Genomic DNA, 17,329 nt, shown 5'->3' on the forward strand with positions numbered 1-17,329 from the left:
TCGTTGCCGAACGACGCCGTCTCCGAGGTGAACCTGTCACCCGTCAGCTGCATGCCGTCACCGGAGTCACCCGCGAAACGGATGATCACCCGGTCCAGTCGGCGGATTTCCTTGTCACCTGCGGGCCTGCGCTGCTCGCCGACGACGGCCTCATGGCCACCGTTGGCCTCGTCTGCCTGATCGGCCTGGCTACTGACCTGGCTGGTCACTGAACTGGACCTCCCTCGAGGCGGCTCCTCGGGTCGGCCGGTCTGCCGACCGTCCCAATGGCAACCCTACGACGGTAAGGGTGGCCTTCCCTGGACCGCTCATATGTCGGACGTCCCCATGAGACGTCGTGTCGCCCTGCTTTGTCATGCTTCACCCGCCCCAGGATCCCCTTCCGTCCCTCGTCCCCTCGTCATTCCCCGGTCCTGGTTCCCGGGGTGTCGCCCATGCCGCCCGAGGCGGCGGGCGAAGGTTCACGAATTCAGGTACGTCAGCACGGCCAGCACACGCCGGTGGTCCCCCTCGCTGGGGGAGAGGCCGAGTTTGAGGAAGATGTTGCTCACGTGCTTCTCCACCGCGCCGTCGCTCACGACGAGCTGCTTGGCGATCGCCGAGTTCGTCCGGCCCTCGGCCATCAGGCCCAGAACCTCGCGCTCCCGGGGGGTGAGCCCGGCGAGGACGTCCTGCTTGCGGCTCCGGCCGAGCAGCTGCGCCACGACCTCCGGGTCCAGCGCGGTGCCTCCACGGGCCACGCGCACCACGGCGTCCACGAACTCACGTACCTCGGCTACCCGGTCCTTCAGCAGATAGCCCACCCCGCGGCTGCTGCCCGCGAGCAGCTCGGTCGCGTACTGCTCCTCCACGTACTGGGACAGGACCAGCACCCCGACTTCGGGGTGCTCGCGGCGCAGCTGCACCGCGGCCCGTACGCCCTCGTCCGTATGGGTGGGCGGCATCCGGACGTCGGCGACCACCACGTCCGGGAGCGCGTCCTGACCGGCCAGCTCGGCAACGGTCTTGATCAGCGCCTGCGCGTCGCCGACGCCCGCCACGACGTCGTGCCCGCGGTCGGTCAGCAACCGGGTCAGACCCTCCCGGAGCAGTACCGAATCCTCGGCGATGACCACCCGCACCCTGTCCTCCACGGCCTTGCGTCCCCCTCGTTCGGTGATCCTCAGCGCCTGCGCTGCCCAGCATTCCAGCTTCGTCCCGAGATCGGGTCCAGCCGCTGGTATTGCCGTGCCGCCGCGTGATGCGCGGCCGCCGTGCCCAGGCACGCGGCGCCCCCCGTCCCGGCCGCCGCCCGGGGGGACGCAGCGGGGGGCGGGGAGGTTGAGGCGGGGGCGGTCCCCCTGGTTGGAGGGCCGCCGGGGGTGAGGCGCGGGGCGGGGCGGGACCGGTCGGATTCCGTCGGGGGCGAGGGTCAGCCGCGCCAGGGGAGCTCCGCGGTCACCGTCGTCGGGCCGCCGGCCGGCGAGTCGACGGCGAGGATGCCGTCCACCGCGCCCAGCCGCTCCGCGAGCCCGGCCAGACCGCTGCCCGCCGCCGGGTCCGCGCCGCCCCTGCCGTCGTCCGTGACCTGGAGCATCAGCCGGTCCTGGGAGCGCCAGACGTCGACCGAGGCCCGGGTCGCCCGCGCGTGCTTGCTGATGTTCTGCAGCAGTTCCGAGACCGTGAAGTACGCGATCCCCTCGATCGCGGACGCCGGCCGGCGGTCCAGGTCCACCTCGACCGCCACCGGTACCGCGCAGCGCGAGGCGACCGCCGACAGCGCGGCGTCCAGGCCGCGGTCGGTCAGCACGGCGGGGTGGATGCCGCGGGCCAGGTCGCGCAGCTCCTGGAGCGCCACCTTCACCTCGCCGTGCGCCTCGTCGACCATGCGGGCCGCCGCCTGCGGGTCCTCGGTCAGCTTCTCCTTGGCGAGCCCGAGGTCCATGGCGAGCGCGACGAGCCTGGCCTGGGCGCCGTCGTGGAGATCGCGTTCGATACGGCGCAGATCGGCGGCGGCCGTGTCGACCACCACGCCCCGGTCCGACTCCAGTTCGACGACGCGGCTGGCCAGCCGGGACGGGCCGAGCAGCCCGGCGACCATCAGCCGGTCGACGCCGGTCAGCCCGCGCACGACCCAGGGCGTGGCCAGGGTGAGCAGCAGGCCGGCGACGCACGTGACGGCGATCTCGAAGGGGGAGTCGAGGTAGACGTTGTGCGTTCCGTCGCCGTAGAGCTGCAGTCCGTCGACACCCGCGTACACCGGGAAGACCCACTGCCACAGCGGGTAGAGCAGCAGCGCCCAGCCCGTCGTCCACAGCGGCACCGTGAGGCAGAAGCAGAAGACGGCCCATGGGAAGTGCAGGACCGCGTACAGCAGGTGCCGCCAGGAGGCCCCGCTCTTGAGGATGCCCCCGATCCAGCCGGCGGCGCCGCTCTTCCTGACGCGTACGGGCTCAGGCGCGGCGACGTCCACGTCCAGCAGGGCCCTGGCGCGGACGCGCTCCACCGCGCCGAACCCGCGCAGCGCGGCGAACGAACCCGCGAGCAGCGGCACACTGATGAAGGTGACGAGCAGTCCCGCGCCGGCGGCGGTCAGGGAGACGGCGAAGGCGAAGAGGAAGACGCTGATGGGCAGGCTGAGCAGAATCCACCCGAACTCCCGCCACGTCCTGCCCTCCAGCGGCGCGCGCAGTACGGGAGGCAGAAAGTGCGCGCGGGCCCGGGGCGCCGCGCCGTATCCGTGGTCCATGGCCATCGACGTCGTCCGTTCTGCGATGCGGGCTGTCATGTCCCCAAGCCTGCTGGCGGGGAGCACCGCACACCATGAGGGCGGTAGCCGTTCGCGCGGGGGGTTTTCCCCACCATGACGAGGCGGGTCGGCGGCCCGTACGAGCACGAGCCCCGCTTGCCGCTGGGAGCCGTGGGGCGCACCGCGGGGCCCCGCAGAGCGCCGAGAGCCGAGGGAGCACCGACGGGCTGCGGAGCGCCGGGGCCGATGGAGTAACGACGCCCGGCGGCCGACAGAGGCCGGCGGTCTGCGGCTCCGCGGTGCTCAGCGGCCGCCGCGGCCAGCCCGCGCGCGCCAGGGCAGCTCGGCCGTGACCGTGGTCGGGCCGCCCGCCGGCGAGTCCAGCGCGAACAGGCCGTCCACCGCGTCCAGCCGTTCCGCCAGCCCGGCCATCCCGGTGCCGCCGTCCAGCCGGGCCCCGCCCCTGCCGTCGTCCACGACCTGGATGAGCAGCCGCTCGTCCGCCCGCCACACGTCCACCGAGACGCGGGTCGCCTGCGCGTGCTTGCTGACGTTCTGCAGGAGCTCCGAGACCGTGAAGTACGCGATCCCCTCGATCGCCTCCGCCGGCCGTTCCGCCAGATCCACCGTCACCGTCACCGGGGCCGTGCAGCGGGACGCGACAGCCGACAGCGCGGCGTCCAGGCCGCGGTCGGTCAGCACGGCGGGGTGGATGCCGCGGGCCAGGTCGCGCAGTTCCTGGAGGGCGAGCTTCACCTCGCCGTGCGCCTCGTCGACCATCGCCGCCGCGGCGTCGGGATCCTCCAGGAGCTTCTCCTTGGCGAGGCCGAGCCCCATGGCGAGCGCGACGAGCCGCGCCTGGGCGCCGTCGTGCAGATCCCGTTCGATACGGCGCAGATCGGCGGCGGCCGTGTCCACCACGACGCCCCGGTCGGACTCCAGCTCCGCGATGCGCCGCTCCAGTTCGTCCGACGGCGACAGCAGGCCGCGCACCATCGCGCGGTCCGCGCCCGCCATGGCACGCGCCAGGAACGGTAGCACCGGCCACAGCACGATCAGCCCCACCAGCGTGACGACGAAGGTCAGCACACCCCAGGGCAGCCGGACGAAGGAGTACAGCACCGTCCGCCAGGCCACCGGGTCCTTCAGCCGCGACCAGACCCAGGGGAGCAGGCCGCCGCCCCGGGGCGGGCCGAGCGGGCTGGGCTCGTCGACCTCCACGCCGAGCAGCGCGCGGGCCCTCGCCCGCTCCGCCTTCCCGATCTCGCGCGCGCCCGCGAGCCCGAGGGCCAGCAGGGGCAGCCCGACCACGGTGACGGACAGGCCCACGCCGACGACCACGGCGACCGCGACGTAGACGAAGGCGAGCAGCGACACCGGGAAATTGCCCAGCAGGTGCGCGACCTCTTTCCAGGTGCGGCGGTCGAAGGCGAAGCGCACGGGCGGCGGTCCTCCGTTGTCCGGGGCGGTGTTGGCGGTGTTGCTCGCGGTCATGAGGGCCAGCCTGCCGGGCGGGGACGCGGGGCGCCATGGGGTTCCTGGGTGGGATGAGGTGGGGACAACCCCACCTCATCCCTGACGCGACTGCTTACGCTCCCTTTAGCAGGGCCTAGACTCCGGTGCGTAGAGGACCGACGACGTCGTACGACGTCGAACAGGGCGCCGACGAGGTCAACAAGGTCAGGGAGCGAGGGCGGACGTGCCGGAAACGACCGTGGTCGTCACCGCGGCGGACTACTTCCAGAGCTACTCGGTCGTCGGACTGCTCGGGCTGATCGGCGTGCTGTTCGTCGCCGTGGCCTTCGGCGCCGGGCGGCTGCTGCGGCCGGTGGTGCCGACACCGGAGAAAATGCTCACCTACGAGTGCGGTGTCGACCCCGTCGGCGAGGGCTGGGCCCACACGCAGGTCCGGTACTACGTCTACGCCTTCCTGTACGTGATCTTCGCCGTCGACTCGATCTTCCTCTTCCCGTGGGCGACCGTCTTCGCCGCCGGGGGATACGGCGCGACGACGCTCGTCGAAATGTTCATCTTCCTCGGCTTCCTGGCCGTGGGACTGCTCTACGCGTACAAGAAGGGCGTCCTGACATGGGCGTGACTCCCGTGGACCTTCCCGAGCCCCGGAGGCTCGGCGCACTGTCGCGCCTGGCCCCTGAGCCGATGAAGGTCGTCCTCAACTGGGGCCGCCGCTACAGCCTGTGGGTCTTCAACTTCGGGCTCGCCTGCTGCGCCATCGAGTTCATCGCGGCCTCCATGGCCCGGCACGACTTCATCCGCCTCGGCGTGATCCCCTTCGCGCCGGGCCCGCGCCAGGCCGACCTGATGATCGTCTCCGGCACGGTGACGGACAAGATGGCCCCCGCCGTGAAGCGCCTGTACGAGCAGATGCCCGAGCCCAAGTACGTCATCTCCTTCGGCGCCTGCTCCAACTGCGGCGGCCCCTACTGGGACTCGTACTCCGTCACCAAGGGCGTCGACCAGATCCTGCCCGTCGACGTCTACGTGCCCGGCTGCCCGCCGCGTCCGGAAGCGCTGCTCCAGGGCATCCTCAAACTGCAGGAGAAGATCGCGCGCGAGTCGCTCGGCGAGCGCTACGGGCATGGCGGGGGAGCCCGCCCGTCCACCGCGGCGCTGCGGAGCGGCCTGGTCAGCCCGCCCGCCCCCGCGGGCGAGGCCCCGGCCGCCGGAACGGGGGGCGAGCGGTGAACCGGTACGACACCCTCCCCGACTCCGTCACCGAGATCTTCGGCGAAGAGGCCACCGCCGAGCGCAGCTACGACCTCCTCACTGTCGACGTCCCCTCCGGGACCTGGATCGCGGCGCTGGAAACCGCCCGCGACAAGCTCGGCTGCACGTACTTCGACTGGTTGAGCGCGGTCGACGAACCGGGCATCGGCTTCCGCGTGTGCGCGCACGTCGTCTCGCTGGAGGGCCGCGCGGTCCGCCGGCTGCTCGTCCGCACCACCGTCCCGCACAGCGCCCCCTCGCTCCCGACCGCCGTCGACGTCTACGCGGGCGCGAGCTGGCACGAGCGCGAGACGCACGAGATGTTCGGCGTCGAGTTCACCGGGCATCCGCATCTCGATCCGCTGCTCCTTCCCGAGGGCTTCGAAGGCCACCCGCTGCGCAAGGACTTCGTCCTGGCCGCCCGGGTGGCCAAGGCGTGGCCGGGCGCCAAGGAGCCGGGTGAGTCCGAGCACGGCGGCCCCAAGCGACGCCAGATGCTGCCGCCGGGCGTCCCCGACCCGAACGAGTGGGGCCCGCTGAAGGGCCAGCTCCCGCCCGCCCCTGCCCGCCCCGCCCGCACCCCGCGCGCGGCCGCAGCCCCCGGCGCGACGCCCGACCGCCCGCCCCGCCGCACGCGCACGGCGAGCGAGGGTTCGGCGTCGCAGGCGGCGGCGTCGGCTCCGGAGGCGGATGAGGCGCGTCCGGCTCGGCGTACGCGTAGCGCTGCCGAGGGTTCAGCGTCGCAGGCGGCGGCGTCGGTTCCGGAGGCGGATGAGGCGCGTCCGGCTCGGCGTTCCCGTAGCGCTGCCGAGGGTTCGGCGTCGCAGGCGGCGGCGTCGGCTCCGGAGGCGGATGAGGCGCGTCCGGCTCGGCGTACGCGTAGCGCTGCCGAGGGCTCGGCGTCCCAGGCAGCCGCGGCGGCTACGGAAGCGACGGAGACCCCGGCCGCCCCGCGCACCCGCAGCTCCGACGCCCCCTGGCACCACGCCCGCCCCGCTTTCGACGACGAGCAACCCCCGGCGAGCGCGCCCTCCGCGGCGCCGGAGGGGGCCGAGCCGCCGGGCGAGGCGCCCACCGCGGCGCCCGAAGATGCGCAGCCACCCGCGCAACCGCCCGGGGAAGCCCCCGCCGCCGCGACCCCAACCGAGCCTGAAGCCGAGCCCGCACCTGAGCCCGAGCCCGCCGCCGGGCCTGAGCCCGCCCCCGGGCCCGACACCGCCACCGGGCCTGAGCGCGAGCCCGCAGCTAGGCCCGAGCCCGAGCGCGAGCCCGCACCCGAGTCCGACGAGCCGAACCGACCTGCTGGAGGCGACCCCGCGTGAACGACGCTCTCGACGTCGCCCTCCGGCTCATCGTCGTCTTCGCCGTGTTCATGGTCCTCCCGCTGATCATCGGGCAGACCGAGCACAAGGTCATGGCCCATATGCAGGGACGCCTCGGCCCGATGTACGCCGGTGGCTTCCACGGCTGGGCCCAGCTCGTCGCCGACGGCGTGAAGTTCGCGCAGAAGGAGGACGTGGTCCCGGCCGAGGCCGATCGCCGCATCTTCCAACTCGCGCCCGCCGTCGCCCTCCTGCCCTACCTCCTCGTCCTGGTCGCGATCCCGATCGGCCCGAGCGAGAGCGCGGTCGGCCAGGTCGTCGACGCAGGCATCTTCTTCGTGCTCGCTGTCATGGGCGTCGGCGTGCTCGGTTCGCTCATGGCGGGCTGGGCATCGGCCAACAAGTTCTCCCTTCTCGGCGGGTTGCGCACCGCCGCTCAGCTGCTCGCGTACGAACTGCCGATGCTGCTCACCGCCGCGTCCGTCGCCATGGCCGCCGGCACGGTCTCGCTGCCTGGCATCCTGAACGCCTTCGAGTGGTGGTGGCTGCCCTGGCAGATCGTGGGCGCCGTCGTCTTCTTCGTCGCCGGTCTCGCCGAACTGCAGCGTCCTCCCTTCGACATGCCGGTCGCTGACTCCGAGATCATCTTCGGCGCGTACACCGAGTACACGGGCCTCCGTTTCGCGTTGTTCCTGCTCGCCGAGTACGCGGGCATCGTCGTCCTGTGCGGGCTGACCACCGTCCTCTTCCTCGGCGGCTGGCACGGTCCGTTCGGTGCCGACGGGCTCGGCTGGCTGTGGACCCTCCTCAAGACGGCGCTCCTCGCCTTCCTCGTCATCTGGCTGCGCGTGACCTATCCGCGGCTGCGCGAGGACCAGCTGCAGAAGCTCGCCTGGACGACCCTCGTCCCCCTCGCCCTCGCCCAGATCGCCCTCACCGGCATCGTCAAGGTGGTGATCCAGTAATGCCCCCGATCCCCGGCAGCGGCCTCGCCAAGGGCCTTGCCGTCACCCTGCGGACGATGACGAAGAAGCACGTCACCGCGCAGTACCCGGACGTCCTGCCCGAACTCCCGCCGCGCAGCCGCGGAGTGATCGGCCTGTTCGAGGAGAACTGCACGGTCTGCATGCTCTGCGCGCGCGAGTGCCCGGACTGGTGCATCTACATCGACTCCCACAAGGAGACCGTCCCGGCGGCCGCCCCCGGTGGCCGTGAGCGCAGCCGGAACGTCCTCGACCGGTTCGCCATCGACTTCTCGCTCTGCATGTACTGCGGTATCTGCATCGAGGTGTGTCCTTTCGACGCGCTGTTCTGGTCGCCCGAGTTCGAGTACGCCGAGACCGACATCCACGAACTCACCCACGAGCGCGACAAGCTCCGTGAGTGGATGTGGACCGTTCCCGAGCCGCCCGCGCTCGACCCGGGCGCGGAGGAGCCGAAGGAGATCGCGGCTGCCCGCAAGGCCGCCGAGAAGCTCGCGGCCGCCGAGGAGGCCGCAGCGGCCCAGGCCCAGGCCGAGCACCAGGCGCCGGCCGACACCGAGCCGGGAGCGGGGCCCGGAGCGGGGCCCGGAACCAGTGCCGGAGCCGAGCCCGGCGACGAGCCGGGACAGGGAGGGCCCGCATGACGCTCGCCGCAGCCGCACCCCAGGGCTTCCTGTCGCCGACCGGTGTCGAGATCGCCTTCCTGCTCGTCGGCCTCGCCACGCTCGGCGCGGCCCTCGTCACCGTCACGACCCGGCAGCTGGTGCATGCCGCCCTGTGGCTGGTCGTGACGCTCGGCGGCCTCGCCGTCGAGTACCTCCTGCTCACCGCCGAGTTCATCGCGTGGGTGCAGGTCCTGATCTACGTCGGGTCCGTGGTCGTCCTCCTTCTCTTCGGGCTGATGCTCACCAAGGCCCCCATCGGCCGCTCCCCGGACGCCGATTCCGGCAACCGCTGGGTTGCTCTCCCGGTGGCCCTCGCCGCCGCGGCGGCCCTGGTGTGGGTCGTCGTGGACGCGTTCCGCACCACCTGGATCGACCTCGACGGACCCCTCCAGGGGTCCACCAGGGTGTCCGGCGAGATCCTCTTCCGACACTGGGTGCTGCCGTTCGAGGCGCTCTCCGTCCTCCTGCTCGCCGCCCTCGTCGGCGCGATCGTCCTGTCCCGCAGGGACTCGGAGCCGCCCGCGACGACCGGTCCGGCGCCGACGGACCGGGCCGGCCTGACGGACCTCGGTGGCGGGGCCGACCGTACGGCCCGAGAGGGGAAGAGCTGATGCATCTCGCCTATCCCGCCGTGCTCGCCGTCCTCCTGTTCTGCGTCGGGCTGTACGGCGTCCTCGCACGCCGCAACGCGATCCTCGTCCTGATGTCCGTCGAGCTGATGCTCAACGCGGTCAACCTCAACCTGGTCGCCTTCGACGTGTGGCTGCGCGACGCCCTTCACGCCGGCCAGGCGCTCACCCTGTTCACCATCGCCATCGCCGCCGCGGAGATCGGGATCGGTCTGGCGATCGTGCTGATGGTCTACCGCAACCGCGGCAGCTCCGACGTCGACCGCCTCCGGGACACGGCCGAGCCGACCGGCCCCGGTGACGGCGACGGACCCGACGACAGCGACACACCCGCAGCCCGCGAGGAGAAGGCCGAGGCCACCGCGTGACCACGACGACCCTCGCCGTTCTCGTCCCCCTTCTTCCGTTCCTCGGTGCCGCGGCCGGACTCCTCCTCGGCCGCAACGCCCCCGGTTTCGCCCGCCCCCTGGCCGTGCTGCCCACGCTCGCGGCCACGGCTCTCGCCGCCGTCGTCGCCGCCCGCCAGGACGGCGGGCGGACCATCACCGCGTCGACCGAGCTCACGCCCACCGGCTCGGTCCCCATCGAGCTGGCCCTGCACATCGACGGCTTCGCGGCACTCGTCGCCGTCCTCGTCGGAATCGTCGCGTCCTGCGTGCAGATCTACTCGACGGCCTACCTCCGCAACGACGCGCGCTACCCCTCGTACGCGGCGCTCGTCTCCCTGTTCACGTCCGCGATGCTGCTCGTCGTCTACTCCGGCGACCTGATGGTGCTGCTGGTGGGCTGGGAGATCATGGGCATCTGCTCGTACTTCCTCGTCGGCCACTACTGGGAGACGCCCGAGGCGCGCGCCGCCTCCCTCAAGGCGTTCCTGGTCACCAAGCTCGGTGATGTCCCCTTTCTGATCGGTCTGTTCGCGCTCGCCGCCGACGCGGGCACCTTCCGGATCAGCGGCGTCCTCGGCGCCGTCGCCGCCGGCACCATCGACCACCCCACGCTGGTGGCGCTCCTGCTCCTCGCGGGCGTGGCCGGCAAGTCGGCGCAGTTCCCGCTGCACACCTGGCTTCCCGACGCGATGGCGGGCCCCACACCCGTCTCCGCGCTCATCCACGCCGCGACGATGGTCGCGGCCGGTGTCTACTTCGTGGCCCGGCTCCTTCCCGTCTTCGCCGCGTCCGCCGCGGCCATGACCGTCCTCGCCGCCATGGCGGCGATCACGATGGTCGGCTCGGGGCTCGCCGCGCTCGCCCAGGACGACATCAAGCGTGTCCTCGCCTACTCGACCATCGGCCAGCTCGGCTACATGTCGGGCGCGCTGGCCGTCGGTGACCGGGGTGCCGCCGTCTTCCACCTCCTGTCCCACGGTGCGTTCAAGGCGCTGCTCTTCCTCGCCGCCGGCGTGATCATCCACGCCGCCGGCACCAACTCGCTCGCCGCCATGTCCCGGATGAGCGGCTTGTCCAAGCGCGTGCCCGACGCCTACTGGACGATGACCGTCGCGCTGCTCGCGCTCGCCGCGATCCCTCCCTTCGCCGGCTTCTTCTCCAAGGAAGCCGTCCTGGTCGCCGCCGAGCACACCGCGCTCGGCGAATCCGCCGTCGCCCCCACCGGCGCCGGTTGGACCGTACTGGTCGCCGCGCTGCTGACCGCGGTCCTCACCGCCGCGTACGCGATGCGGCTGTGGCTGCTCGCCTTCCGCGGCCGCGGTGCCGAGGCACCCGACCACGGCAGGGAGCCGGTCGCCATGACCACCGTGCTGTGGGTCCTCGCCGTGCCGTCACTCGCCTTCGGCCTGACCGTCGACCAGCTGCCCGGCTGGTTCGACGGCCGCGCCCTCACTCCCACCGTCACCACCGCCGTCCTCGGCACCGGCGTCGCCCTGGTCGGCGGACTGGTCACCTACGGGGCGTGGCGGCACACCACGGCGGCCGCAGCACGTCCGCCCCTCGGTGCCGTGGCCGCACACCCCGGCGCCGAACCGGCCGTCTCCGAGGCCGAGGCGATCGCGGCCCATACCCCCGCCTACGGATCGATCGCGGCCGCCCCCGACCCGTCCGACCCCGCCCGGCTGCTGCTCGGCCCGCTGCACCGGCACGCCGCCTCGGGATTCCACGTCGACGCCGTCTACTCAGCCCTGTTCGTCCGCCCGGTGCGCGGCGCCGCGCAGCTCGTCCGCTTCCTGGACCGCGAGGTCGTCGACACCTACGTCCGCGGATCGGGCACCGGAGCACGCCTGCTCGGCACCGCCGTGCGCCGCGCGCAGACCGGCAACGTGCAGACCTACCTCGGCGCGCTGCTCGCGGGCTCCGTCGTCCTGGCCGTCGCCGCCGTCGTCCTGTCCAACGTCAACGCGGGATCGTGAGCCGTGATCGATATCAGCGAGTCCGTGATGCAGTTCCTTCTCGCGTTCATCGCCGTCGGCCCGCTCCTGGGCGCCGCCGCGGCGCTGCTGCCCGCCCCGCCCGGACTGCGCGGATCCGGCCCGGACCAGGCCGTCCTGCGGCACGGCGTGACCGTCACCGGCGCCGTCCTGGTCGCGGCAGTGGTCCTGGCGCTCGGCTTCGACCACGACCGTCCGTCGGCCATGCAGGCCACGACGGACATCAGCTGGATCCCGGCACTCGACGTGCGGATCCACCTCGGTGTCGACGGCATTTCGCTCCCCCTTCTCGTACTGACGGCGTTGCTGACCTTCCTCTGCGCGCTCCATGGCTACTTCAAGATGCCTGCCGGGCCGTCGCCGAAGGCATTCGTCGCTCTGCTGCTCGTCCTCGAATCCGGCATGCTCGCGACCTTCGCCGTCCTCGACCTCGTGCTGTTCTTCCTGGCCTTCGAGATGGTGCTCATCCCGATGTACTTCCTCATCGCCCGCTGGGGCGGTGAGGGACGGCAGCCCGCCGCCTGGAAGTTCATCCTCTACACATTGCTCGGCTCGGTCGTCATGCTGCTCGGCCTCCTGCTGATCGGGCTGAAGGCCGGCACATTCGACATGGTGGCACTCGCCACTGACAACGGCCGGGACCTCAGCACATCCGTGCAGGTCATCGCCGTTCTGGCGATCGGGATCGGGCTCGCGGTCAAGACGCCGATGTGGCCCCTGCACAGCTGGCTGCCCGACGCCCACACCGCCGCCCCCACCATCGGCTCGGTGCTGCTCGCCGGCGTCCTGCTCAAGATGGGTACGTACGGATTCGTCCGTATCGTCCTGCCGATCGCGCCCGACGGCATGCAGACGTTCGCCCCCTACCTCGCGGCGTTCGCCGTCGCCGGGATCATCTACGGATCGCTCGCCTGTCTGGCCCTGGCACGCCGCGGAGCGGGCGGCGACCTGAAACGGCTGATCGCCTACTCGTCCGTGGGCCACATGGGCTTCGTCCTCCTCGGCATCGCGACCATGACGCCCACCGGCATCAACGGCGCGCTCTTCGCCAACATCGCCCACGGCCTCATCACCGGCCTGCTGTTCTTCCTGGCCGGCGCGGTGAAGGACCGATACGGCACCGCGGATCTCGACACCCTCGCCGGAGCCACCGGCGCCGCGCTGTACGGGCGTGCTCCCCGCCTCGGCGGTCTGCTCGCCTTCGCGGCCGTCGCCTCCCTCGGACTGCCGGGCCTGGCCGGGTTCTGGGGAGAGATGCTCGCTCTGTTCGGCGCCTTCGACCCTGCCGACGGGCTCAGCCGCCCCGCGTTCCTCACCTTCATGGCGATCGCCGCCTTCGGCACCCTGCTGACCGCGGCGTACCTGCTGGTCGTCGTGCGCCGCGTGTGCATGGGAGCGCCGGAACAGGGCGGCGTGAGCGGTGAGGACGGGCCGCGGTTCGCCCCGCTCACCGACGTCCGCGGCTACGAGTTCGCCGCCTGGACGCCGCTCGTGGCCCTCACCGTCGTCGCCGGACTGTGGCCCGCGGTCCTCCTCGGCCTCACCGACCCGGCAGTGCAGAAGCTCCTCGCAGGAGGCAAGTCGTGACCGTGGCAGCCGACAGCGTCACCAGCCTGGTCCAGTCCGTCGACTGGCTCGCGATCGCGCCGCCGACCATCGCGGCCGTCGTCGGCCTGATCGTCCTGGTCGCGGACCTCTTCGTCGAGGAGCGGCGCAAGCCGCTGCTCGGCGCCCTCGCCATCGCCGGCCTGGTCGCCGCGATGGCGACCCTCGTACCGCTGCGCGACGGCACCCGCTCGACGTTCTGCCTGACCAACGGCACGGACGCGTGCAGCTACACCGCCGACCACTTCACGCTGGCCATCCAGTTCCTGGTCCTCGGCGGCGCGCTGCTGACGGCGGTGCTCTCGCTCACGGACACCCGCAGGGAACTGCCCGCCGGAGAGTTCTGGTTCCTGCTGCTCTCCTCGGCCGCGGGCGCGGCGCTGCTGCCCGCCTCCCGTGACCTGGCCACCCTGGTCGTCGCGCTCGAAGTCGCGTCGCTGCCCGCCTTCGCCCTCGTGGGCCTCAGGCGCGGGGACCGGCTCTCCAGCGAAGCCGCCCTGAAGTTCTTCCTGTCCTCCGTGACCGCGACGGCGGTCACGCTGCTCGGCGTGAGCTTCGTCTACGCCGCGACCGGCACGCTGCACCTGACCCAGGTCGCCGAGGGCCTGGAGAGCGTTCCCGGCCAGCTGGACACGCTCGCCAAGGCGGGCGTCGCCTTGACGCTCGTCGGCTTCGCGTTCAAGACCGCCGCCGTTCCCTTCCACTTCTGGGTCCCCGACACCTATGTGGGCGCGCCGCTCCCGGTCGCCGGCTACCTCTCGGTCGTCGGCAAGGCCGTCGGATTCACCGGTCTCATCCTGGTGACGGTCATCGCCTTCCCCGCATACGCCGACATCTGGGGCCCCGCGCTCGCCGTCCTCGCCGCCCTGACCATGACCGCCGGCAACGTGGCGGCCCTGCGCCAGTCGGCCACGCGCGCGTGGAGCGCGGTACGGCTGCTGGCCTGGTCCTCCGTCGGACAGGCCGGCTACCTCCTGGTGCCGATCGCGGCCGCCGCGTACTCCAGCGACGACCAGATCGGCGCCACCGTCGCCTACGCCCTGATGTACGCCGTCGTGAACCTGGGGGCCTTCGCGGTCGCGGCGCTCGTCGCACGGAACCACCCGCGGAACCGGATCGCGGACTACCGGGGCCTGTACGCGACCCGCCCGGCGGCCGCCCTCGCCATGGGCTTCTTCCTGCTCTGCCTCGCCGGACTGCCGCCCGGCATCATCGGCCTGTTCGCCAAGGTGACCGTCTTCTCGTCGGCCGTCGACGCGGGTCTGGGCTGGCTGGCCGTCGTCATGGGCGTCAATGTCGTGATCGCGCTCTACTACTACCTCCAGTGGACGGCGCTCCTCTTCCGCGCTCCCGAAGGAGCCGTGAGCGGCGCCGAGGCCGCGCCGGTGCGCCGGCGCACGCCCGCGCCCGTCACCGTGGCCATCGCGCTCACCGCGGCCGCCGGTGCCGTCCTGTCCGGCTACCCCCAGCTGGTGCTGCGCTTCGCCGCGACCACGCTGTTCTGACGGGCCACCCGAACGGCCCACGCCCGGGGGCCTGAGCACAGGGGAACCAGCGTCCTTCGCCTGGCGTTGACCAGTACAGAAGGGTCCACTGGAGAGTGGAGCACCACCACGCAAAGGGTTCCCCTGCCGCACCGCTTGGAGGGCGTACCGTGCACCGCCGGCACAACGGGCTGAAGACCGCCGTACTCCTCGGGGGACTGTCCGCACTCATCCTCGTCATCGGCAGCTTCTTCGGCCGGACGGGGCTGCTCGTCGCGCTCGTCGTCGCCCTCGGTACGAACGCCTACGCCTACTGGAACAGCGACAAGCTGGCGCTGCGCGCCATGCGCGCCCGCCCGGTCAGCGAGTTCGAGGCACCCGCGCTGTACCGGATGGTCCGCGAGCTCTCCACCGCCGCCCGCCAGCCCATGCCCCGCCTCTACATCTCCCCGACCCAGGCGCCCAACGCCTTCGCCACCGGCCGCAACCCGCGCAACGCGGCGGTGTGCTGCACCGAAGGGATCATGCGGATCCTCGACGAGCGCGAGCTGCGCGGCGTCATCGGCCACGAGCTCAGCCACGTCTACAACCGCGACATCCTCATCTCGTCCGTCGCCGGAGCCCTGGCCTCGGTCGTGATGTTCCTGGTCAACTTCGCATGGCTCATCCCCGTCGGCCGCTCGGACGACGACGACGGTCCCGGCATCGTCGGCATGCTGCTGATCATGCTCCTGGGGCCGCTGGCGGCCGCGGTGATCCAGCTCGCGGTCAGCCGCTCGCGGGAGTACGAGGCGGACGCGTCGGGCGCCCAGCTCACCGGCGACCCGCTGGCGCTGGCGAGCGCCCTGCGCAAGCTGGACGCAGGCACCAAGCAGCTGCCGCTGCCGCCGGAGCCCCGGCTGGAGACGGCGAGCCACATGATGATCGCCAACCCCTTCGGTCCGGGCCGCGGTTTCTCCAAGATGTTCTCCACCCACCCGCCCATGGCGGAACGAATCGCCAGGCTCGAGCAGATGGCAGGTCATCGCCCGTGAAGACAATCCTGAACGTCATATGGCTGATCCTGAGCGGCCTCTGGCTCTTCCTCGGCTATCTGCTCGCGGGCGTCCTTCTGTGCATCACGGTCATCGGCATCCCGTTCGGCCTCGCGTCGTTCCGTATCGGCGTCTACGCCCTCTGGCCCTTCGGCTACACGACCGTCGACCGCCGCGACTCGGGGGCGCCGTCGCTCATCGGCAATGTCCTGTGGGTGATCCTGGCCGGATGGTGGCTCGCGCTCGGCCACATCGTCACGGGCATCGCGCTGTGCCTGACGATCATCGGCATCCCGTTCGGTGTCGCGAACTTCAAGCTGATCCCCGTGTCGCTGATGCCGCTCGGCCGGGAAATCGTCCCGACGGACCGCCCGTTCGCGAGCCGCTGAGGCCGCCAGCGGCAGCCGTCCCGACCGAGCCGCAGGTCAACTCCCGGACAGTCGCGTGCGGCCGTTCCCACCGCACTGGATCGTGGTCGCCGACGGCGTACGGGGTCAGCGGTCGGCAGACCCGTTCCGCCCGGGCCGGCGCAGCGCGTACAGCACGGCTCCGACGGCCAGGACGCCCAGTCCCGCGATGGCCGACACCGCGGGCAGGGACAGCGCCAGGACCACGCACCCCATCAGACCGCAGGCAGCGGTGATCTGCGCCGGCCGGGAACTCAGCGTCCATGCCGAGACGTTGGCAAGGGCGTAGTACACCAGCACTCCGAACGACGAGAAGCCGATCGCCCCGCGCAGGTCCGCCGTCGCCGCCACCACCGCGACGACGGCCCCCACGGCCAGCTCCGCGCGGTGCGGCACCTGGAACCGCGGATGCACGGCGGCCAGTGCTCCCGGCAGATGGCCGTCCCGGGCCATCGCCAGCGTCGTGCGCGAGACGCCGAGAATCAGAGCGAGCAACGACCCGAGCGCCGCCACGACGGCGCCCACCCGCACGACGGGCCCGAGCCCGCCGGCCCCCGCAGCCTCCACGGCGTCGGCCAGCGGAGCCGTCGCCCTGCCCAGTTCACCGGCGCCCAGGACGGAAAGGACGGCGACAGCCACACACACGTAGACGACGAGCGCGATACCGAGGGCCAGCGGCACGGCCCGAGGGATCGTACGGGCCGGATTGCGCACCTCCTCGCCGAGCGTCGCGATCCGGGCGTACCCGGCGAACGCGAAGAACAACAGGCCGGCGGCCTGCACCACTCCGCCGGCCGAGACGTCGCCGCCCAGTTCCAGCTGCCCCGCATCCGCCGTACGGGACCCGAGAGAGGAGACGACCACCGCGACGAGCACAGCCAGCACCACCGCCACGATCACCCTGGTGAGCAGCGCCGACTTCTGAACGCCCGCGTAGTTCACGGCAGTCAGCGCCACCACCGCGGCGACGGCCACGGCATGCGCCTGATCGGGCCACGCGTACACCCCGACGGTCAGCGCCATCGCGGCGCACGAGGCGGTCTTGCCGACGACGAACGCCCACCCCGCCAAGTAGCCCCAGAAATCACCCAGCCGTTCGCGCCCGTACACATAGGTCCCACCCGACGCCGGGTACAGCGCGGCGAGCCGCGCCGACGACATGGCGTTGCAGTAGGCGACCACGGCAGCCAGCGCCAGACCGATCAGCAGGCCCGTGCCGGCCGCGCGCGCGGCGGGGGCCAGGGCGGCGAAGATGCCCGCGCCGATCATCGATCCCAGACCGATCACCACCGCGTCGAACAGTCCGAGCGAGCGCCTCAACTCCCGTGTCATGCGTCGCACCCTACTGATCCGCGCAACCGC

General features: G+C 72.1%; 16 protein-coding genes and 1 pseudogene. 12 read left to right on the forward strand and 5 right to left on the reverse strand.

Annotation, left to right across the window (positions count from 1 at the left end):
* The 4 genes and pseudogenes from ACF08N_RS06230 to ACF08N_RS06245 form a co-directional block, all read right to left on the reverse strand.
* Positions 1–209: pseudogene (locus tag ACF08N_RS06230) on the reverse strand (2-oxoglutarate ferredoxin oxidoreductase subunit alpha); the annotation flags it as partial.
* Between the two features lie 252 nt (positions 210–461).
* The gene (locus tag ACF08N_RS06235; protein WP_392323896.1) at positions 462–1,121 is read right to left on the reverse strand and encodes a response regulator; all 660 of its coding nucleotides are present in this window, start codon (positions 1,119–1,121) and stop codon (positions 462–464) included.
* Between the two features lie 290 nt (positions 1,122–1,411).
* Positions 1,412–2,734: a sensor histidine kinase gene (locus ACF08N_RS06240; protein WP_392323897.1), complete on the reverse strand. Its 1,323-nt coding sequence runs from the start codon at positions 2,732–2,734 to the stop codon at positions 1,412–1,414.
* Between the two features lie 297 nt (positions 2,735–3,031).
* Complete coding sequence (locus ACF08N_RS06245) at positions 3,032–4,222, reverse strand: sensor histidine kinase (protein ID WP_392323438.1); 1,191 nt, start codon at positions 4,220–4,222, stop codon at positions 3,032–3,034.
* A 205-nt stretch (positions 4,223–4,427) separates the two neighbouring features.
* On the opposite strand from ACF08N_RS06245, the gene ACF08N_RS06250 reads away from it, so the two are divergent.
* From ACF08N_RS06250 to ACF08N_RS06305, 12 genes are all read left to right on the forward strand, one after another.
* Positions 4,428–4,826, forward strand: coding sequence for an NADH-quinone oxidoreductase subunit A (locus tag ACF08N_RS06250; protein WP_392323439.1), 399 nt, complete (start codon positions 4,428–4,430; stop codon positions 4,824–4,826).
* Positions 4,817–5,434: an NADH-quinone oxidoreductase subunit B gene (locus tag ACF08N_RS06255; protein WP_392323440.1), complete on the forward strand. Its 618-nt coding sequence runs from the start codon at positions 4,817–4,819 to the stop codon at positions 5,432–5,434. The genes ACF08N_RS06250 and ACF08N_RS06255 overlap by 10 nt, the downstream gene beginning before the upstream one ends.
* Complete coding sequence (locus ACF08N_RS06260) at positions 5,431–6,777, forward strand: NADH-quinone oxidoreductase subunit C (RefSeq protein WP_392323441.1); 1,347 nt, start codon at positions 5,431–5,433, stop codon at positions 6,775–6,777. Before ACF08N_RS06255 ends, ACF08N_RS06260 begins: the two co-directional genes overlap by 4 nt.
* Positions 6,774–7,742, forward strand: a complete 969-nt coding sequence (locus tag ACF08N_RS06265; protein ID WP_392323442.1) for an NADH-quinone oxidoreductase subunit H — start codon at positions 6,774–6,776, stop codon at positions 7,740–7,742. Before ACF08N_RS06260 ends, ACF08N_RS06265 begins: the two co-directional genes overlap by 4 nt.
* Positions 7,742–8,404 carry a NuoI/complex I 23 kDa subunit family protein gene (locus tag ACF08N_RS06270; protein WP_392323443.1) on the forward strand — a complete coding sequence of 221 codons (663 nt, stop codon included), beginning with the start codon at positions 7,742–7,744 and terminating at the stop codon, positions 8,402–8,404. The genes ACF08N_RS06265 and ACF08N_RS06270 overlap by 1 nt, the downstream gene beginning before the upstream one ends.
* Positions 8,401–9,036: an NADH-quinone oxidoreductase subunit J gene (locus ACF08N_RS06275; protein WP_392323444.1), complete on the forward strand. Its 636-nt coding sequence runs from the start codon at positions 8,401–8,403 to the stop codon at positions 9,034–9,036. Before ACF08N_RS06270 ends, ACF08N_RS06275 begins: the two co-directional genes overlap by 4 nt.
* Entirely contained in the window at positions 9,036–9,422 is a 387-nt protein-coding gene (nuoK, locus tag ACF08N_RS06280; RefSeq protein WP_392323445.1) for an NADH-quinone oxidoreductase subunit NuoK, read from the forward strand. The genes ACF08N_RS06275 and nuoK overlap by 1 nt, the downstream gene beginning before the upstream one ends.
* Entirely contained in the window at positions 9,419–11,419 is a 2,001-nt protein-coding gene (locus ACF08N_RS06285; RefSeq protein WP_392323446.1) for an NADH-quinone oxidoreductase subunit L, read from the forward strand. Before nuoK ends, ACF08N_RS06285 begins: the two co-directional genes overlap by 4 nt.
* A gap of 27 nt (positions 11,420–11,446) precedes the next feature.
* Positions 11,447–13,024, forward strand: a complete 1,578-nt coding sequence (locus ACF08N_RS06290) for a NuoM family protein (protein WP_392323898.1) — start codon at positions 11,447–11,449, stop codon at positions 13,022–13,024.
* On the forward strand, positions 13,021–14,547 hold the full coding sequence (locus ACF08N_RS06295) for an NADH-quinone oxidoreductase subunit N (RefSeq protein WP_392323447.1): 1,527 nt from the start codon (positions 13,021–13,023) through the stop codon (positions 14,545–14,547). The genes ACF08N_RS06290 and ACF08N_RS06295 overlap by 4 nt, the downstream gene beginning before the upstream one ends.
* Before the next feature lie 149 nt (positions 14,548–14,696).
* On the forward strand, positions 14,697–15,560 hold the full coding sequence (gene htpX / locus ACF08N_RS06300; RefSeq protein WP_392323448.1) for a zinc metalloprotease HtpX: 864 nt from the start codon (positions 14,697–14,699) through the stop codon (positions 15,558–15,560).
* Complete coding sequence (locus ACF08N_RS06305; protein WP_392323449.1) at positions 15,557–15,949, forward strand: YccF domain-containing protein; 393 nt, start codon at positions 15,557–15,559, stop codon at positions 15,947–15,949. Before htpX ends, ACF08N_RS06305 begins: the two co-directional genes overlap by 4 nt.
* Before the next feature lie 105 nt (positions 15,950–16,054).
* Here ACF08N_RS06305 and ACF08N_RS06310 read toward each other — a convergent pair whose 3' ends face one another.
* Positions 16,055–17,299, reverse strand: coding sequence for an APC family permease (locus ACF08N_RS06310; RefSeq protein WP_392323450.1), 1,245 nt, complete (start codon positions 17,297–17,299; stop codon positions 16,055–16,057).
* Positions 17,300–17,329: the final 30 nt, after the last annotated feature.

This window comes from Streptomyces sp. NPDC015127 (assembly GCF_043080095.1).
Lineage (GTDB): Bacteria > Actinomycetota > Actinomycetes > Streptomycetales > Streptomycetaceae > Streptomyces.

What these genes read in the sequence shown, in the direction of transcription:
- ACF08N_RS06240 (WP_392323897.1), bottom strand. Translation starts at nt 2,734, where the DNA reads ATGGCCATGGACCACGGATACGGCGCGGCGCCCCGGGCCCGCGCGCAC.
- ACF08N_RS06255 (WP_392323440.1), top strand. Translation starts at nt 4,817, where the DNA reads ATGGGCGTGACTCCCGTGGACCTTCCCGAGCCCCGGAGGCTCGGCGCA.
- nuoK (WP_392323445.1), top strand. Translation starts at nt 9,036, where the DNA reads ATGCATCTCGCCTATCCCGCCGTGCTCGCCGTCCTCCTGTTCTGCGTC.
- ACF08N_RS06270 (WP_392323443.1), top strand. Translation starts at nt 7,742, where the DNA reads ATGCCCCCGATCCCCGGCAGCGGCCTCGCCAAGGGCCTTGCCGTCACC.
- ACF08N_RS06275 (WP_392323444.1), top strand. Translation starts at nt 8,401, where the DNA reads ATGACGCTCGCCGCAGCCGCACCCCAGGGCTTCCTGTCGCCGACCGGT.
- ACF08N_RS06290 (WP_392323898.1), top strand. Translation starts at nt 11,447, where the DNA reads ATGCAGTTCCTTCTCGCGTTCATCGCCGTCGGCCCGCTCCTGGGCGCC.
- ACF08N_RS06245 (WP_392323438.1), bottom strand. Translation starts at nt 4,222, where the DNA reads ATGACCGCGAGCAACACCGCCAACACCGCCCCGGACAACGGAGGACCG.
- ACF08N_RS06310 (WP_392323450.1), bottom strand. Translation starts at nt 17,299, where the DNA reads ATGACACGGGAGTTGAGGCGCTCGCTCGGACTGTTCGACGCGGTGGTG.